We start from the raw sequence: 14,446 nt of genomic DNA, 5'->3' as shown, positions 1-14,446 counted from the left end.
GTCTACCTCCGGGAAGTCGTCCTTCCATCCTGCTCCCGTGAGGTCGTCAGGGCCAACACCGCCAGTGTGACCAGGACCACTGCTGAGACGACGAGTAACGCGAGTGCGGCTATCACGAGCACGACCATGACGCTGATGATTCCGCCGATCAACTCCAGCACCGCAGAGCTGTGCCCGAATTATTTGCCGTTACACCGTATTCCAGCGAATCAGCTTCAGCGCGAGATGGAGTTCTAACCGATGCGTCCCGTTCTTCAGGCTCCGCCCGGTGAGCTCCTCGATCCTTGCCAGGCGGTAGTAGAGGCTGGTGCGGTGCAGGTGGAGCAGGCGGGCGGTCTCCTGCGCGTCTCCCCCGCTGTCCAGATAACTCTCCAGCGTCAGCATGAGCGCCGGATGCTCGCGCAGCCCGGCGATCGGGGTGGCGGTGGGCTCGGCGATCAGCCGGTAGACACCCAGCTCCGGCCAGCGGGCGACCGGCCCGAGCCCCGGTTCGGCCGCCGCCGCCCTGGCCGCGGCGACCGCCTCCCTGTACGCCTCCACCGCTGATTCGAGCTCCGGATGGATCGCGCTGATCCCGACTTTCCCCCGGGTGCCGGCGGCCAGTCGCTCTCCCAGCGCCTGCGCGTCCTCGCGCTGGTTCAGCAGCAGTACGGCGTGCCGGTCCAGGATCGTGAAGGCCGGAGGGCGGCGCAGGCGTGCGAGCTCCACGCCGACCGCCTCGCGCAGGTTGGCCGGGTCCCTCCGCAGGGCCAGGACGCGCAGCGGTCCCTCGCCGAGCACGCCGGCCGCCCGCCGTACGGCGATCTCTCCGGTGAGCAGGCGGCGCAGGGTGTGAGAGCTCCCGCCGTCGTCGAGCAGGGCCGCGATCGCGGCGGCGTCATGGATGGCCCTGGACTGCTCCTCCGCGCTCAGCGGGCCCGTGCCCTCGATGATCCAGAGGTAGCCGACGCGCCTGTCCTGGTGAAGCAGCGGCACGCAGAGCCGGGACGCCATGCCCAGCTCCGGATTGTCCGGGATCCGGACCGGCTCGCAGGTCTTCGTGACCCCGTGGGCCTCCTGCCAGGCCTCGACCTCGGCCGGAACCGACCGTGACAGGATGGCGTGGGCCCGGACCGGGTCGACCTCGCCGTGGTGGGCGCTGTGCGCGACGACCCGGCCCTCGAGGTCGTCCACGGACATGCCCCTGCCGACGGCCACGGCCAGTGATTCGAGAAGGTCCTGAACGTCATCCGCGATCACCATCCGATCCTACAGATGTAGGAAGGATCTCCACCGGCCGAACGATGACTCCTCCCGGCGTGGGCCATACCGTCACACCCATCACCCCGTGAGAGGAACCGCCGTGGAGGAGCGAAGCCGCGTCGCACCTTGGGCACCGCCCCGGGCGCAGCGGCGTCTGTCCGAACTGGAGTCCGAACTGGCCGGCCTGGGCCTCGACGAGGTCACCCGGCTGATCGACGCGGTGCTGGCGGAGCACCGGGGCCGTCTGGACGAGGACGGCATCGTTCTTTACGCGGGCACCAACACCATGAGCCCGCGAGCCCGCGCGGCCCACGAGTCCTCCCTGGGCAGCCGCCCGTCGATGGGGTGGCCCGGGGACAAGGTCCAGACGGGCCTGGACGAGCTGGACGTGCTGGAGGTGCTCGCCCCGCTCCAGGTCGCGGTCCTGACGCGCCGCCTGCTGATCGACGGCCAGAACCCGATCAAAGTACTGCAGGACTCGGTGGCCCTGCGCCGTTCCATCCCCTGATCCCGGACCGGCCCGCTCGACCCCCAGGGGCTTGCCCCTCTGGCGGGCCGGTCCGTTTTTTCCTCGTCGAGCCGGCCTGTGCCCGCATACGGCCTGTCCCCCTACCAGTGGTCCCAGTGCAGGACCTCCTCGTGGGGGATGCGCCGGGCGGGGCGGAAGTCGGTGCCGATGGTGAAGGCGAGGGGGATGAAGGCGGCCAGCATGATCTCGTCGTACGGAACGCCGAGCACCTGGGCCAGTTCGCGTTCCAGCGGACCCTGCGCGGTCGTCCAGACGGTGCCGAGGCCACGGGCCCGCGCCGCGAGCATGAAGCTCCACACCGCCGGCAGGATCGACCCCCAGGTCATGGACTGATCCAGCACCGAAGCCCGGTCGGTCCGGCCCTCGACCGCGGGAATGACAAAGGCCGGGACCCGGTGGATGTTGTCGTACAGGTGCTGGAAGCCGTCGGCGATGCGCTCCATGGAGCCCGGGTGGGCGTACATGCGGCGCAGGTCGTGTTCGTTCACCGGCGCGCCACCGCCGGTCGCGACCGCGCGGCGGAAGATGTCGGCCACGGCCCTGCGCCGCGACTCCTCGGTGACGACCAGGAAGTGCCAGCGTTGCCGGTTGCGTCCGGTGGGGGCCTGGGTGGCCAGGTCCACGCATTCCTCGATCAGGCTTCGGGGCACCGGGCGGGTGAGGTCGAGGCGTTTGCGGACCGCGCGGGTGGTGGACAGCAGCTCGTCGGGGGTCAGGTCCAGGGTCATGAGTTTTTTCCTTTCGAATCGTGTGGTCCGTCAGCCACCGGCTCGGTCATGGGCGGGCCGGTGCCCGTAGCGGGCAGTGGACTCCCAGGTGGACCCCGAGGTGGACGCCGAGACGGGCGATGGCGGCGCCGGGCGGCGAGAAGCCGCCCCCACCCGAGCTTCCATCTGAGAACAAACAATCTGTGCGCAGATTGTTTGTGACCGTACGGGTAGAATCCATCTGGTGTCAAACAATCTGCAATCAGATGGTTGGTGGTACGATCATCGGCATCAGAAGGGGACCAGATGGCGATCAAGACCACTGACCGCGCGCAGATGATCTACTTTCCGCGGCTCGCGGGCGAACGGCTGGACATCGCGCTGTGCCGGGCCTCGGCCGCCGTCGCCCGCGCCGCCGAAACCCAGGCGGACGAACACGGCATCGGCGTCGGCCAGCACCTGGTGCTGAAGATGCTCGCGGCCGTCGGGCCCTGCTCCCAGCAGACCCTCAGCGAGGAGCTGCGCATCGACCGCAGCGTCATGGTCGGTGTCTGCGACGACCTGGAAAAGGCCGGGCACGTGCGCCGCGAGCGCAATCCCGCCGATCGGCGCGCCTATGCCGTCACCATCACCGACTCCGGCCTGGGGCTGCTCGCCGAGGCCGAGACCTCGGTCCCGGAATTCCTCGACCGTACGTTCCAGGCCCTGACCCCCGCCGAGCGCGACCACCTCACCGCCCTCCTCGGCAAACTCCTGAACGTCGGCGACTGAAGAGCGCACAGGCGGTCGCGCGCGTACCGGGCCGGGAGCACGCGCGGGTATTCGGCCGGCTCCGGCGCGGAGAACCCATCGATCTGAGAGCCGGCGTCGACGGATGAGCCGGGTCCCGGGAATCTGTGCGCCTTTTGCGACCGGCGGCCGGATACGACGTACCGTCTTGTTCATGTGCCGGAGCATCAAGACTCTTCGTGAGCCCTACGCCAGCGACGTGACCGACGACGACATGCGAGCCGCCGCGCTCCAGTACGTCCGCAAGATATCGGGCTTTCGCGCCCCCTCAGCCCGCAACGCCGAGGCCTTCGAGCGGGCCGTGGACGCCATAGCCGCCGCGACCCGGACCCTGCTCGACGACCTCGAACTGAAGCAGGTCTCCCGGGCCGCCTCCGGCGGGGATCAATCCGACTGATCCCCGCCACGGACACCCGCCCGGGCGGGCGGGCGGCTCAGCCGATCCAGACGGCCTTGAGGTTGCAGAACTCGCGGATGCCGTGCGCGGACAGCTCCCGGCCGTATCCCGAGTTCTTGATTCCGCCGAACGGCAGTTCGGGGTAGGAGACGACCATGCCGTTGACGGTGACGATGCCCGCCTCCAGATCGGCGATGAAGCGCTCCTGCTCGCCCTCGTCCGTGGTCCAGGCGTTGGAGCCGAGCCCGAAATCGGTGGCGTTGGCCAGGGCGAGCGCCTCGTCGATGTTTCCCACCCGGTACAGCGAGGCCACCGGACCGAACGCCTCCTCCTTGAAGATCCGCATTTCCGGGGTGATGTCGGTGATCACGGTCGGCTGGTAGAACCAGCCCGGCCGGTCGGGGGTGAATCCCCCGCACAGCACGCGCGCGCCGCGTACGACCGCGTCGGTCACCAGCATCTCCAGATCGTCGCGCCCCTGCTCGGTGGCGAGAGGCCCCACGTTGGTCGACTCGTCCACCGGATCTCCCACGCGCAGCGCCTCTATCCGCGCCACGAACCGGTCGGTGAAGTCCTCGTACACGTCGGCGTGCACGATGAACCGCTTGGCCGCGATACAGGACTGGCCGTTGTTCTGCACCCGCGCGGTGACCGCGGTGGCCACGGCGCCGTCGAGGTCGGCGGACGGCATCACGACGTAGGGATCGGAACCGCCGAGTTCCAGGACGGTCGCCTTGACCTCGCTCCCCGCGATCGCCGCGACCGACCGGCCGGCCGGCTCGGACCCGGTCAGGGTGGCGGCCACCACCCGCGGGTCCCGCAGCACCCGCTCAACCTGATCGGACCCGATGAGCAGCGTCTGGAAGCAGCCCGGGGGGAAGCCCGCCCTGGCGAACAGCTCCCCCAGGTAGAGCGCGGTCTGCGGAACGTTCGAGGCGTGCTTGAGCAGCCCCACGTTGCCGGCCATCAGCGCCGGAGCGGCGAACCGCATCGCCTGCCACAGGGGGAAGTTCCACGGCATCACCGCGAGCACCGGCCCCAGCGGCTGGTAACGCGCATATGCCCGCCTCGCGCCCACGGCGGGCGCGTCCGCCGGCTCATCCGCCAGGAACGCCTCGGCGTGGTCGGCGTAGAAACGCATTCCCTTCACGCACTTGGCCACCTCGCTCCGGGCCTCGACCAGCGTCTTTCCCATCTCGGTGGTCATCATCCGGGCCACCTGCTCCTGCTCCGACTCCAGCAGGTCCGCGGCGCTCTGCATCCAGGCTGTCCGCTGCTTGAAATCGGTGGTCCGGTAGGTCGTGAACTCCGCGGCGGCGAGCGCCAGCCGCTCGTCCAGCTCATGCTCACTCAGTGGTTCGAAGGTCTTCAGCGTCTCCCCCGTGGTGGGGTTGATCGTCGCGATCGCCATCGGTACCTCCTCGGCAACCGTCGCCCTCAGACGACGGGGCGGTCGGGCTTGAGAGCTTTCGGCGGGGACGATCGGCCCACCTGCGAGAACGGACCGGCCTCCTGCGGCGCAGGCCGTAGGAGGCGCAGGCGGGAGTCCACGGAGATCGGGCGTCCTGTCCCCCTGTCATCCAGTATCCCCTCCGCCCGCTCAGGGAGCGGAGGAGAGGATCCGGCATCGGCCACGTGCCCTCTTTCCAGGGCTTTACACGGGCGGGCGACGGAAGAGGAGACCCGGAGAGGGCCGGGTGGACGCCGCCCGTCTGGGCGGCGTCCCGGCCAGGGAGCCCACCGGCCGGCGATCAGTCCCGGATGTGGGAGGAGCGGAAGAGCTTGGCCACGAACATGACCACCACGGCCACCAGGCCGATGATCAGGGCCCACTTGAGCAGTCCGAAGATGATGCCCATGAGCGAGCCGAGCAGGCAAAAGGCGAGCACCACGGCCGCCACGATCAACAGAATTCGTCCCATGCCCACAACGCTATGCGCCGGTACGGCCCAGCGGCAGAGGCGCGAGTCAAAGTCAGGGACAAGCCAGGGTCAGGCCTTAGGGAGCGTCCGGTAAACAATCAGGGTTAGCGGTCGAACGGCCGGTCGTGGCGGACCGGGCTCCTTCTCCGGCTTCCTCTGGCTTCCTCTGGCTTCCTCCGGCTTCTCCGACCCGGACGCGAGGGCGCCGTCGGCGACCGCGGGCTTCTCGGGCCGTCAGCGAAGGACCAGCTCGTACTCGACCTGCTCGATCGGGTTGCCGTCACCGAAGTCGTGGCCGCGGACCGCACCTGACTCCGCGAAGCCGTTCTTGGCGTAGAAGCGGCGGGACTGGAGCGTGTCACGGAGCGTCCAGAGATGGACCCCGCCGAAGCCGTCCTCACGCATCCTTTGCAGGGACGCGGTCATCAGGACACTCGCGATCCCGCTTCCCCAGCCGTCCGGGTGGCCGTAGAAGCCGAAGATCTCCGCCGACTCCGGCCGCGCCGGTGAGGAGCCGAAGTAGGAGTAGGCCAGCGGCCGCCCGTCCAGCGCGGCCAGCATGGCCGTGTCCTTGCCCTCGGCGAGCACGTCGTGCCATTTGTGGCGCCGCCGCCTCACCGCTTCGGCGAAGAACTCCGGAGAGAAGAAGCCGGCGTAGGCCGCCTTCCATGACTCCGCATGGATCTCGCCCACTACATCCCCGTCGCCCTTCGAGGCCGGGAACACCGTGAAGTCTCTGGTCACAAGATCACAGTATCGAACCAGGACCCCTTCTGCGAAAAAGCCGCAGTTGCGAAAAGGTTGCAATAATATGCCGTATCCGGTGACCGGCCGCCTCCCGTGTCAGCGCCCCCTCGTGCCCGGCCGCGTCAGAAGGTGGGCGACACCCAGCGCTCCCCCGGCGCCGAGGATGACGGCCACGGCCGACGGAATCACGAAGGGGGCGCCGGCCAGCGCGGTGATGGGCAGGCAGACGACGACGGACGCGGCGAGCACAACACCGACCCGGCCCAGCCACGCGGTGAGCAGGGAGACGGGAATGCGCGCCGGCACCGGCACGTGAGCGGCGATGGCGGCCATCGCATGGTGCAGGTAGAGGAGCGCCCCGATGGCCAGCGCCACGATCCAGGACGGGGAGTAGCCGTACACGACGGTGGTCAGCAGCCAGGACACTACGGTGACGACCTCCAGGGAGAGCACCCAGGCGCTCTCCGGCTCCGCCGCGGTGAGCAGGCCGATCAGGGCGGCGAGCAGCGGCATCACGATCCCGGCGCGATAGTCCGGCGGCATGGCGACGAGCAGTGCCGTTGTTCCGCAGGCCCACACCAGCGCCCGCCAGCTCAGCGAGTGCAATCTGCTCATCGCGGCACCGCGACGATCCGGGCGACGTCTCGCAGGACCGCGTCCAGGCTGCCCGAGCCACGCCAGACCTCGACCGGCACCCCGACCTCACGCAGGCGGCCGATGGTGTTCTCGCGTTCCAGCCGCCAGAGCCGCTCGGCCAGATCCGACCATTCGCCGGCTCTCCGGAGGTGGAGACCGGCGGGCAGGGTGTCGACCGCGACCAGGGAGCGGCGGGTGCGGGCCAGGGTGGCCAGGGCGGTGGCGCTACGCGGGTCCAGGAGCGGGGTCAACATGATGACCAGGGCGTTCGAGGCCGGTGGTCCGGCGATCGGCGGCCGGTCGCCCAATGCGTCCCAGCCTTCGGGCATGGCTCTGGTGTCGGCCAGCCAGGCGAGCTGGGCCAGGTGGTGCCGCCGGCCCGTGCCGGGGGGCAGCCGCCGCAGCCGGGGCCCGAACTCGGTCAGGGAGACCCGGTCACCCTGACGGGTGTAGTGCTCGGCGATCGCGGCGGCGGCCCGGACCGTGGCGTCCAGCACGCTCGCCGTACCGTCGTCGTCGCCGCCCGCCTCGTGCAGGACGTCCAGCAGCAGGACGATCCCGGCGTCGCGTTCGGGCTGGGTGGCGTTGACGTACGGCTCGCGGGTGCGCAGGGTGGTCCGCCAGTCGATGCGGCGCAACCGGTCGCCCGACCGGTAGGGCCGTACTCCGGCGAGCTCCCCTCCCTCGCCGGACCGGCGGGAGCGGTGAACCCCGGACATCCCGTCGGCCCGGGGCACGAAGGCGCGCGAGACGAACGGCTCGGCGGCCGGGAGTGCCCGCACGGTCTCGGGGGGCAGCACCAGCTCGGGAAACTCCAGCAGCCCGTCGCAGGCGATCACCCGGACCCGCACCGGCCCCAGCGAGTGGACGCCCCAGCGCCTGGCCGTGCCGGTGAGCGCCACGTCGGCGGGCAACGACGCGACGTGGTGCATGACATCCTGGCCCAGGCCGGGCGAGACGTCGGGACTGACGACGCACAACGTCGAGTGGTCGCCGTCCACGGTGACCGAGGCGCTGACGTCACCGCCCTCGACGACGGCGACGTCGTCGAGACGCAGGGCGGCCCGGGGTGGCCCGGCCGGCCGGGAGCGCAGGGTGAGAGCCGTGCCCAGTGCGAACGGCACGGCCATGACCAGCAGGTCCATCCGGCCGAACGTCACCGCGAGCAGGCACAGCCCGACGCTGAAGGCGACCGCACGCCGCAGCGCCGGGGTCGAGGTCCACATCACGTGCCACCGGTGTAGGCGGGGAGCTGCTCGGAGAGGGGCGCGGGGGTGCGGGCGCAGATCTCCTCGACGATGGAGACGGGATCGACGCGGCGCAGCCACATCTCCGGGCGGAGGCTGATCCGGTGGGACAGCGCGGCCGGGGCCACCCGTTTGACGTCCTCGGGGATGACGTAGTCGCGGCCGTCGAGCACCGCGCGGGCGCGGGCGGTCAGCAGGAGGGCGAGCGAGCCGCGGGGGGAGGCTCCGACCTGGAGCTGGGGGTGGTCCCGGGTGGCCGACACGATGTCGACGATGTAGCGGCCGACCGAGTCCTCCACCGCCACCTCCTCCATCGCCCGCTGCATCTCGTTCAGGGTGGCGGCGTCCACGACGGGTTCGAGCGTGGTCTCCTCGGTGCGGCGGGCCATCCGGCGCCCCAGTATCGTCCACTCCTCCTCCGGGGACGGGTAGCCGAAGGACACCCGGAGCAGGAACCGGTCGAGCTGGGCCTCGGGGAGCGGGTAGGTGCCCTCGTACTCGATCGGGTTGGCGGTGGCGAGCACGTGGAACGGCGCCTCCAGCGGATGCGTGACGCCCTCGACGCTGACCTGGCGTTCCTGCATGGCCTCCAGCAGCGCCGCCTGGGTCTTGGGCGGGGTGCGATTGATCTCGTCGGCGAGCAGCAGGTTGGTGAAGACCGGGCCCCTGCGGAAGACGAAGTCGCCGTCGCGCTGGTTGTAGAGGAACGAACCGGTCACATCGGCCGGCAGCAGGTCGGGGGTGAACTGCAGGCGGGTGAAGTCCAGGCCGAGCGCCTGCGCGAAGCAGCGAGCGGTGAGGGTCTTGGCCAGGCCGGGAAAGTCCTCGAGCAGTACGTGACCGCCGGCCAGGATTCCGGCCAGGACCAGTTCCAGGGACTCACGCTTGCCGACCACGACGGTGTTGACCCGGTCGAGCACCTCGCGTGCGTGCCGGCCGACGTCGGCAAGCTCCATCTATATCTCCTCGATGCGCGCGACCAGGCGGGCCAGCTCGGCGCGGGTAGGGACCGCCGTCGCGGGGACGGTGATCAGTTTGTACAGTTCGGCGTCGAGGATCTCCGAGGCGCGGGCGGGGCCGGTCGCGCCGTGCCGCTGGCGGAGTCGTTCCACGGCCAGCTCGGCCAGGCGGGGCTGGACGAGCGAGCGGAACCTCGGCAGGTCGTCCCGGGTGGAGGCGAGCCGGTGCTCCCACCATCTGACTTCGGCGAACGCCCGGTCCGCCGGCTCTCCGGTCCGGGTCGCCCGTGGTTGGGCGGGCGGCCTCGACAGGACGACCGGGACCCGGCGTACGATCACGACGGCCAGCGCGACGGCGACGGCGACGATCCCGAGATGCCACAGGACGGCCGTCAAGACGACAGCTCCGCGTCCACCTCGGCCAGTGCGCGGCGAGCCGTGTCGCGCAGCGATTCGGCCACCTCGTGCGGGGCGTAACGCGCCTGACGGTAGGCGCCCGCGAGGCGGTCCAGGGCGGGTTCGCCCACCTTGTGTACGGCGAGCAGCCGGGCGACCAGGTCCGCCGTGGTGTCGGCGGCCATGCGCGGGGTTCCGGACCCGGCGGCGACGTGTTCCAGCCGGAGCCAGCAGGCGATCACCGCGCGGCGCGGGTCGTCCCCGGCGTCGAGGTCGGCCAGGGCCGCCCTGAGCGCGGCCCGCACCTCGCCGCCGTCGGCAGCGGCGGCCACCGGTTTCTCCTGTGCCGGGCGGGGCGGGGGCGGCCGGTCGTCGGGTCGCGCGAGCATCCGGATCAGCATGACGATCACGGGCGCGGCGAGCACGGAGCCGATCATGACCACGGCCCAGAAGGAGAACTCCCCCAGCGGGTCGTCCTCCCCGGGCCTGGAGTCGATGTTCCGGCCCTGGTCCGGGAGGGGGCTCTGCGCGGAGAGGTCCGGGACGAAGGCGTCCAGGTCGAACGTGGCGTCGAGCCGGACCCCGCCTACGGCGAGCCCGACGGCCATCAGTCCCACGACGACCATGGCGAACGGTGTCCACCGACGCCATCGGCCCGCTGGTGAGCTCCTCAAACGACGCATATCGCGGCTCACTTCATCAGTGGGCCGCTTCTCCGTCAAGGGCCGGAATCCGTACGGGCCGTCGCGGGGAAGTCGATCCCCCGCGGCGGCCCGCCTACCGGAAAGGACTAGCCGAGGGCGGCGCGGCCGCCGACCAGGGGAAGCGTGACCGAGCTGTCGCCCGGCTCGACGGAGACGCCCGTCCCGGCGGGCAGGCGGAGGGTGAAGTCGTGGTCGGTGGAGATGAGCACGACACCGATCCGGTGGCCGGCCTTGACGACGTAGTCGTTGGGCTGGAGGTCGATGTCGAAGTCGTAGAAACCGCCCTCGCGGAGCAGTTCGGTCCGGGAGTCGGACTCACGGTTGCGGACGTCGATCCACCCCCTGGTGATGATCTTGTAGGGGGCGGTCATCGTGACGTGTTCGGCGAGGCGGGCGCAGCCCGTGTCGCCCGGCACTCCCTGGCCGTAGCAGACCGGGGTGGTGCCGTAGACGACCGAGCCGTAGGCGCGGGCGTCGGTGCCGTAGTCGACCAGCAGTGCCGTCAGGTACGGCGAGTGCCCGCCCTGGAAGGCCGCCCTCACCGAGACCTTCGGGGTGCCGGACAGGCGCACGTCCCTGGCCACGGGGTCGGACAGGTAGGCCAGCCGGTTGGGATCGGTGGTCTCGACGTTCTCGGCGAGCTGCTCGGCGGTGCGGACGTTCTGGTCGACGAAGGACTCGACGGCGTCTCCCCGGGGGCGCCTGTCGCTCAGAACGCCGTTGCGGCCGTCCCTGCCCGCGGAGAGGTTCAGCCACACATCACGCGTGCCCGGCAGCGGCCACGAGGCGTGCTGGGCCCACTGGCCGGGACCCGACTCCACGTCCGCCTGCGGCTCGTCCATGATGCCGTTGCGCAGGCCGTACAGGTAGAAGTCGAACCAGTGGTGAAGCTGGCGCAGCCACTCGGCGTTGCGCTGGGCGAAGGAGAACGGGTTGAAGTGGGCGCCCTGGTGCAGCCAGATCTTGCGCGGCACGTCCCGCTTGGCGAGCGCGTTCCACCACTGGACGGCCTGCTTGGTCTTGACGTTCCAGTCGTTGAGACCGTGCACCAGGAACACGCTGGCGCGGACCTTTTTCACGTCGTTGAGGTAGTTGCGATCGTCCCAGAATCTGGAGTAGTCGCCGGTGACGCGATCCTGGTCCTGTTCGATCCGATTGATGAGCGCGCCACAGGCGTGTTCGGCGTCGTCGCGGGTCAGGACGTAGCGGGCGAGCACGTCGGCGTCCTCACCCTGGTAGCCGCCGGGAGCCAGGACGCCGCCATTGGCGCGGTAGTAGTCGTACCAGGAGGAGATGGCGGCGATCGGCACGATGGTCTTGAGCCCCTGGACCCCGGTGGCGGCGACGGCGTTGGGGAGCGTGCCGTTGTAGGAGACGCCGATCATGCCGACCCTGCCGGTGGACCAGTCGGCCTTGATCTCTTTTCCGGCCACGTCGAACCCGCGGGCCCGGCCGTTGAGCCATTCGATCGCGGCCTTGGGCCCGGCGGTCTCGTTGCCCAGACCGGTCGTCGGGCAGCCTGTCGCGCGGCCCGAGCCGAGGTTCTCCACCAGCGCGACCGCGTAGCCACGGGGGACGAAGTAGTTGTCGTAGTAGCCGGTGAAGGGCGGCGCGATCGCCCGGGCCGCGCTCGAGTCGTCAAGACCGAACATCTCGTCACGCAGGTCGCTGAATTTGTTGTGCCGGTATTCCATGCCCGCGGGGTCCGAGCCGTCGAGGTCCACGACGTGGTTGGGCACGTCGTTGCCGCCCGCGTAGTAGGGGCTGGCCTCCATGATGACCGGGACCTTCAGCCCCGCCGCGGTCTCCTTGGGCCGCATGATGTCGACCGCGACCCGATCGGGGCGGCCGTCGGAGTCGCTGTCGACCCGGGCGACCTCGACGAACACGGTCTCGGTCAGGGCGTCGGCCCGCGAGTAGACCGGCTGGGTCTCGTTGTTCTCGATCGGCGCGGTCGCGGGTTGTGCGGTCGCGGGTTGCGCGGCCGCGGCGGGCAGAACACCGGAAGGTACGGCTACCGCCAGCGCGATGAGGACTGTCTTCCACTTGTTCATCGAGGAGCTCTCCCAGAGGGTCGACGAGAACCTGACAACTCCGGTCAATCTCTTCGAAGCAATCTTGACCTGCAAGATCAAAGGTATAACGAATAAGCGGCTATCCCGTGTTACGCGTGATTTCCGGCGTGTATTCGACCAGGTGGGCAAGATTGCCTGCCGCCGAGAAGCCCCGGGAACATCTCGGAGCACCGATCGGTTGAAGGTTCAATCAAATAGACGAGAGAGGATCGCCATGACCGTCGACATCCGCAGGTCCGCCGACCGCTTCGCCACCAAGATCCCCTGGCTCGACTCCAAGCATTCGTTCTCGTTCGGCCGCCACCAGGACCCCGCCAACAGCCACCACGGCGTGCTGCTGGTCAACAACGACGACGTCGTCAAGCCCGGCACCGGCTTCGACACCCACCCGCACCAGGACATGGAGATCGTCACGTGGGTGCTGCGCGGCTCCCTCGTCCACCAGGACTCCGAGGGACACTCCGGAGTGATCTATCCGGGACTGGCGCAACGGATGAGCGCCGGAACCGGCATCCTGCACTCGGAGAAGAACGACTCCTGGCGGATGCAGGGTGAGAAGCACACCGATCCGGTGCGCTTCGTGCAGATGTGGGTCGTTCCCGACGAGGCCGGGATCACCCCCGGATACGAGCAGCTGGAGATCGACGGCGAACTGCTCAGCGGCGGCCTGATCCCGGTCGCCTCCGGAATGGCCAGGGATGCGGGACGCAGCGCGATCCGGATCAACAACAAGTACGCCGCGCTGCACGTGGCCAGGCTGGAGGCCGGCCAGAGCGTGGAGTTGCCCGAGGCCCCGTTCCTGCACCTGTTCGTACCCCGCGGCACCGTCGACCTGGAGGGAGCAGGCCCGCTCACCGAAGGCGACGCCGTACGGTTCACCGCCACCGGCGGCCAGCGCGTCACCGCGACCGAATCGGCCGAGATCCTCCTCTGGGAGATGCACGCCACCCTCGCCGCCTGACCCAGCCCGACAGCCCACTCAACCGGAAACACGACCCCTCCCGGCCCACTCGGAGCCATCGGTGAAGGGGTTGGTTCTCGGTGCCGTCGGCACGATGGAGGCCGGGAGGCATACAAGCGCCACAGAACGGCCGCCCTCGGGAGGAACCGGACCGACACGGAGGCGAAATGGCTGAACTCACCGGTGTTGAGGACGTTGCACTGGCACCCGCATCGGTGAAGGTCGGCGCCCTCGCCATCCATCCGCTTGCCGACAACCTCCAAAGCCGGCCCCCAGCGTCTTCGAACGCCTGACACCCGAGAAATGCGCCGAGCGCAAGGAACTATCCGTCAGAGGTCCGGGTGGATATCGAACCATTTTTCCTAGTGCCAGATGGGCCGGGTAACGGCGAGATGAATCGTACGGCAATCCCTAGATCGCAAGAAATGTATTGCGATATGGTATGGGGTCCGAAATGCATCCACGCCCATCCTTGTTGGAGCCACCGTGAACGCGCAGGAACTGATCGCCCATTATGATTCCGTCCTCGCCGTCAACGAGTGGATCCTGTGCAACCATATTGCCTGGACGGTGGTCGAACCAATAGATGGCCTCCATTCTGTTCAGCAGATCGGAGATGCCCTCTCGGGTGTACACGACTTCCATCTTGAAGAAGTCCACGTGAAAGAGGGTATGGAAGACGACGAAGAGAGCCCAAGAATCTTTCTCGACTTCTACGAGGGAGGGTACTTCTTCTTTGACACCTACGATATTACCGGTACCCAGGAGCGGCTTGCATCGCTCCTCGGTGAGAGTTCCTTCATCTGGGGCATTCGTTGGGAGGCCGGGGCAGTACAGCATCGCCTCTTCTATTCCGCTGACGGACAGGTGCAGATGAGCACCACGAACGTCCTGCGCGACCCGAAATTGGACGAGACAACAGCTCTGGCCGAGAATATCGCGGCGGTCCGCTCAGCCTGGTGGTCGACCCCGGGTCGGTACCAGGACTCGGCGCTTCTCGCCCTAATATCTTTGACAAGTGGCGCTTTGCTGAGCAGCGACTGGCTCAACAGCACGCAGAACGCACTTGTGACAGAAAACCTACGAGGCTCAGCTTGAAGCTTTATTTCGAGCGCTATATCCCTGCACAGCGCGC

17 protein-coding genes are annotated in these 14,446 nt (G+C 69.0%); 6 read left to right on the top strand and 11 right to left on the bottom strand.

The genetic code is table 11. From position 1 onward, the window contains the following. Positions 1-189: 189 nt before the first annotated feature. Positions 190-1,242: a PucR family transcriptional regulator gene (locus CHC08_RS03590; RefSeq protein WP_089205693.1), complete on the bottom strand. Its 1,053-nt coding sequence runs from the start codon at positions 1,240-1,242 to the stop codon at positions 190-192. 100 nt (positions 1,243-1,342) lie between these two features. Between CHC08_RS03590 and CHC08_RS03585 the strand changes: the two genes are divergently transcribed. Beyond that, positions 1,343-1,750: a hypothetical protein gene (locus tag CHC08_RS03585; RefSeq protein WP_179281863.1), complete on the top strand. Its 408-nt coding sequence runs from the start codon at positions 1,343-1,345 to the stop codon at positions 1,748-1,750. 101 nt (positions 1,751-1,851) lie between these two features. Here CHC08_RS03585 and CHC08_RS03580 read toward each other — a convergent pair whose 3' ends face one another. Continuing rightward, positions 1,852-2,499 carry a nitroreductase family protein gene (locus CHC08_RS03580; protein WP_089205692.1) on the bottom strand — a complete coding sequence of 216 codons (648 nt, stop codon included), beginning with the start codon at positions 2,497-2,499 and terminating at the stop codon, positions 1,852-1,854. Between the two features lie 285 nt (positions 2,500-2,784). Between CHC08_RS03580 and CHC08_RS03575 the strand changes: the two genes are divergently transcribed. Together CHC08_RS03575 and CHC08_RS03570 are read left to right on the top strand one after the other, a co-directional pair. After that, the gene (locus CHC08_RS03575; protein WP_089205691.1) at positions 2,785-3,249 is read left to right on the top strand and encodes a MarR family winged helix-turn-helix transcriptional regulator; all 465 of its coding nucleotides are present in this window, start codon (positions 2,785-2,787) and stop codon (positions 3,247-3,249) included. 172 nt (positions 3,250-3,421) lie between these two features. Further along, positions 3,422-3,664: a DUF2277 domain-containing protein gene (locus CHC08_RS03570; protein ID WP_089205690.1), complete on the top strand. Its 243-nt coding sequence runs from the start codon at positions 3,422-3,424 to the stop codon at positions 3,662-3,664. 37 nt (positions 3,665-3,701) lie between these two features. On the opposite strand, the gene CHC08_RS03565 is transcribed toward CHC08_RS03570, so the two are convergent. From CHC08_RS03565 to CHC08_RS03530, 9 genes are all read right to left on the bottom strand, one after another. Continuing rightward, positions 3,702-5,075 carry an NADP-dependent succinic semialdehyde dehydrogenase gene (locus CHC08_RS03565; protein ID WP_089205689.1) on the bottom strand — a complete coding sequence of 458 codons (1,374 nt, stop codon included), beginning with the start codon at positions 5,073-5,075 and terminating at the stop codon, positions 3,702-3,704. Between the two features lie 340 nt (positions 5,076-5,415). Next, on the bottom strand, positions 5,416-5,586 hold the full coding sequence (locus CHC08_RS47990) for a DUF4175 domain-containing protein (RefSeq protein ID WP_143653099.1): 171 nt from the start codon (positions 5,584-5,586) through the stop codon (positions 5,416-5,418). Between the two features lie 234 nt (positions 5,587-5,820). Then, positions 5,821-6,330 carry a GNAT family N-acetyltransferase gene (locus tag CHC08_RS03560; RefSeq protein ID WP_089205688.1) on the bottom strand — a complete coding sequence of 170 codons (510 nt, stop codon included), beginning with the start codon at positions 6,328-6,330 and terminating at the stop codon, positions 5,821-5,823. A gap of 99 nt (positions 6,331-6,429) precedes the next feature. Continuing rightward, entirely contained in the window at positions 6,430-6,948 is a 519-nt protein-coding gene (locus tag CHC08_RS03555; RefSeq protein ID WP_143653098.1) for a hypothetical protein, read from the bottom strand. Beyond that, positions 6,945-8,195, bottom strand: coding sequence for a DUF58 domain-containing protein (locus CHC08_RS03550; RefSeq protein WP_089205686.1), 1,251 nt, complete (start codon positions 8,193-8,195; stop codon positions 6,945-6,947). The genes CHC08_RS03555 and CHC08_RS03550 overlap by 4 nt, the downstream gene beginning before the upstream one ends. Further along, a complete protein-coding gene (locus CHC08_RS03545; RefSeq protein ID WP_089205685.1) occupies positions 8,195-9,172 on the bottom strand; it encodes an AAA family ATPase in 978 nt (325 codons plus the stop codon). The genes CHC08_RS03550 and CHC08_RS03545 overlap by 1 nt, the downstream gene beginning before the upstream one ends. Then, positions 9,173-9,571, bottom strand: coding sequence for a hypothetical protein (locus CHC08_RS03540; protein WP_089205684.1), 399 nt, complete (start codon positions 9,569-9,571; stop codon positions 9,173-9,175). Continuing rightward, positions 9,568-10,197 carry a DUF4129 domain-containing protein gene (locus CHC08_RS03535; RefSeq protein ID WP_179281862.1) on the bottom strand — a complete coding sequence of 210 codons (630 nt, stop codon included), beginning with the start codon at positions 10,195-10,197 and terminating at the stop codon, positions 9,568-9,570. The genes CHC08_RS03540 and CHC08_RS03535 overlap by 4 nt, the downstream gene beginning before the upstream one ends. A gap of 164 nt (positions 10,198-10,361) precedes the next feature. Next, positions 10,362-12,329, bottom strand: a complete 1,968-nt coding sequence (locus CHC08_RS03530) for a Xaa-Pro dipeptidyl-peptidase (RefSeq protein ID WP_089205732.1) — start codon at positions 12,327-12,329, stop codon at positions 10,362-10,364. A gap of 235 nt (positions 12,330-12,564) precedes the next feature. Between CHC08_RS03530 and CHC08_RS03525 the strand changes: the two genes are divergently transcribed. The 3 genes from CHC08_RS03525 (at position 12,565) to CHC08_RS03520 (ending at position 14,409) form a co-directional block, all read left to right on the top strand. Further along, positions 12,565-13,311: a pirin family protein gene (locus CHC08_RS03525; RefSeq protein ID WP_089205682.1), complete on the top strand. Its 747-nt coding sequence runs from the start codon at positions 12,565-12,567 to the stop codon at positions 13,309-13,311. A gap of 167 nt (positions 13,312-13,478) precedes the next feature. Continuing rightward, positions 13,479-13,604, top strand: a complete 126-nt coding sequence (locus CHC08_RS52295) for a hypothetical protein (RefSeq protein ID WP_275937145.1) — start codon at positions 13,479-13,481, stop codon at positions 13,602-13,604. 193 nt (positions 13,605-13,797) lie between these two features. Next, the gene (locus CHC08_RS03520) at positions 13,798-14,409 is read left to right on the top strand and encodes a hypothetical protein (protein ID WP_089205681.1); all 612 of its coding nucleotides are present in this window, start codon (positions 13,798-13,800) and stop codon (positions 14,407-14,409) included. Positions 14,410-14,446 lie beyond the last annotated feature (37 nt).

The sequence above is a fragment of the Streptosporangium subroseum genome (assembly GCF_900188345.1).
Lineage (GTDB): Bacteria > Actinomycetota > Actinomycetes > Streptosporangiales > Streptosporangiaceae > Streptosporangium > Streptosporangium subroseum.
The sequence above is the reverse complement of the archived record's forward strand: the minus strand, read 5'-3'. Positions and strand labels throughout refer to the sequence as shown.

Excerpts from the sequence above, each read along its gene's own strand:
- CHC08_RS03545 (WP_089205685.1), bottom strand. The coding sequence starts at position 9,172 with ATGGAGCTTGCCGACGTCGGCCGGCACGCACGCGAGGTGCTCGACCGG.
- CHC08_RS03535 (WP_179281862.1), bottom strand. The coding sequence starts at position 10,197 with ATGGTCGTCGTGGGACTGATGGCCGTCGGGCTCGCCGTAGGCGGGGTC.
- CHC08_RS03530 (WP_089205732.1), bottom strand. The coding sequence starts at position 12,329 with ATGAACAAGTGGAAGACAGTCCTCATCGCGCTGGCGGTAGCCGTACCT.
- CHC08_RS03570 (WP_089205690.1), top strand. The coding sequence starts at position 3,422 with ATGTGCCGGAGCATCAAGACTCTTCGTGAGCCCTACGCCAGCGACGTG.
- CHC08_RS03580 (WP_089205692.1), bottom strand. The coding sequence starts at position 2,499 with ATGACCCTGGACCTGACCCCCGACGAGCTGCTGTCCACCACCCGCGCG.
- CHC08_RS52295 (WP_275937145.1), top strand. The coding sequence starts at position 13,479 with ATGGCTGAACTCACCGGTGTTGAGGACGTTGCACTGGCACCCGCATCG.
- CHC08_RS03525 (WP_089205682.1), top strand. The coding sequence starts at position 12,565 with ATGACCGTCGACATCCGCAGGTCCGCCGACCGCTTCGCCACCAAGATC.
- CHC08_RS03575 (WP_089205691.1), top strand. The coding sequence starts at position 2,785 with ATGGCGATCAAGACCACTGACCGCGCGCAGATGATCTACTTTCCGCGG.
- CHC08_RS03565 (WP_089205689.1), bottom strand. The coding sequence starts at position 5,075 with ATGGCGATCGCGACGATCAACCCCACCACGGGGGAGACGCTGAAGACC.
- CHC08_RS03555 (WP_143653098.1), bottom strand. The coding sequence starts at position 6,948 with ATGAGCAGATTGCACTCGCTGAGCTGGCGGGCGCTGGTGTGGGCCTGC.
- CHC08_RS03590 (WP_089205693.1), bottom strand. The coding sequence starts at position 1,242 with ATGGTGATCGCGGATGACGTTCAGGACCTTCTCGAATCACTGGCCGTG.
- CHC08_RS47990 (WP_143653099.1), bottom strand. The coding sequence starts at position 5,586 with ATGGGACGAATTCTGTTGATCGTGGCGGCCGTGGTGCTCGCCTTTTGC.
- CHC08_RS03550 (WP_089205686.1), bottom strand. The coding sequence starts at position 8,195 with ATGTGGACCTCGACCCCGGCGCTGCGGCGTGCGGTCGCCTTCAGCGTC.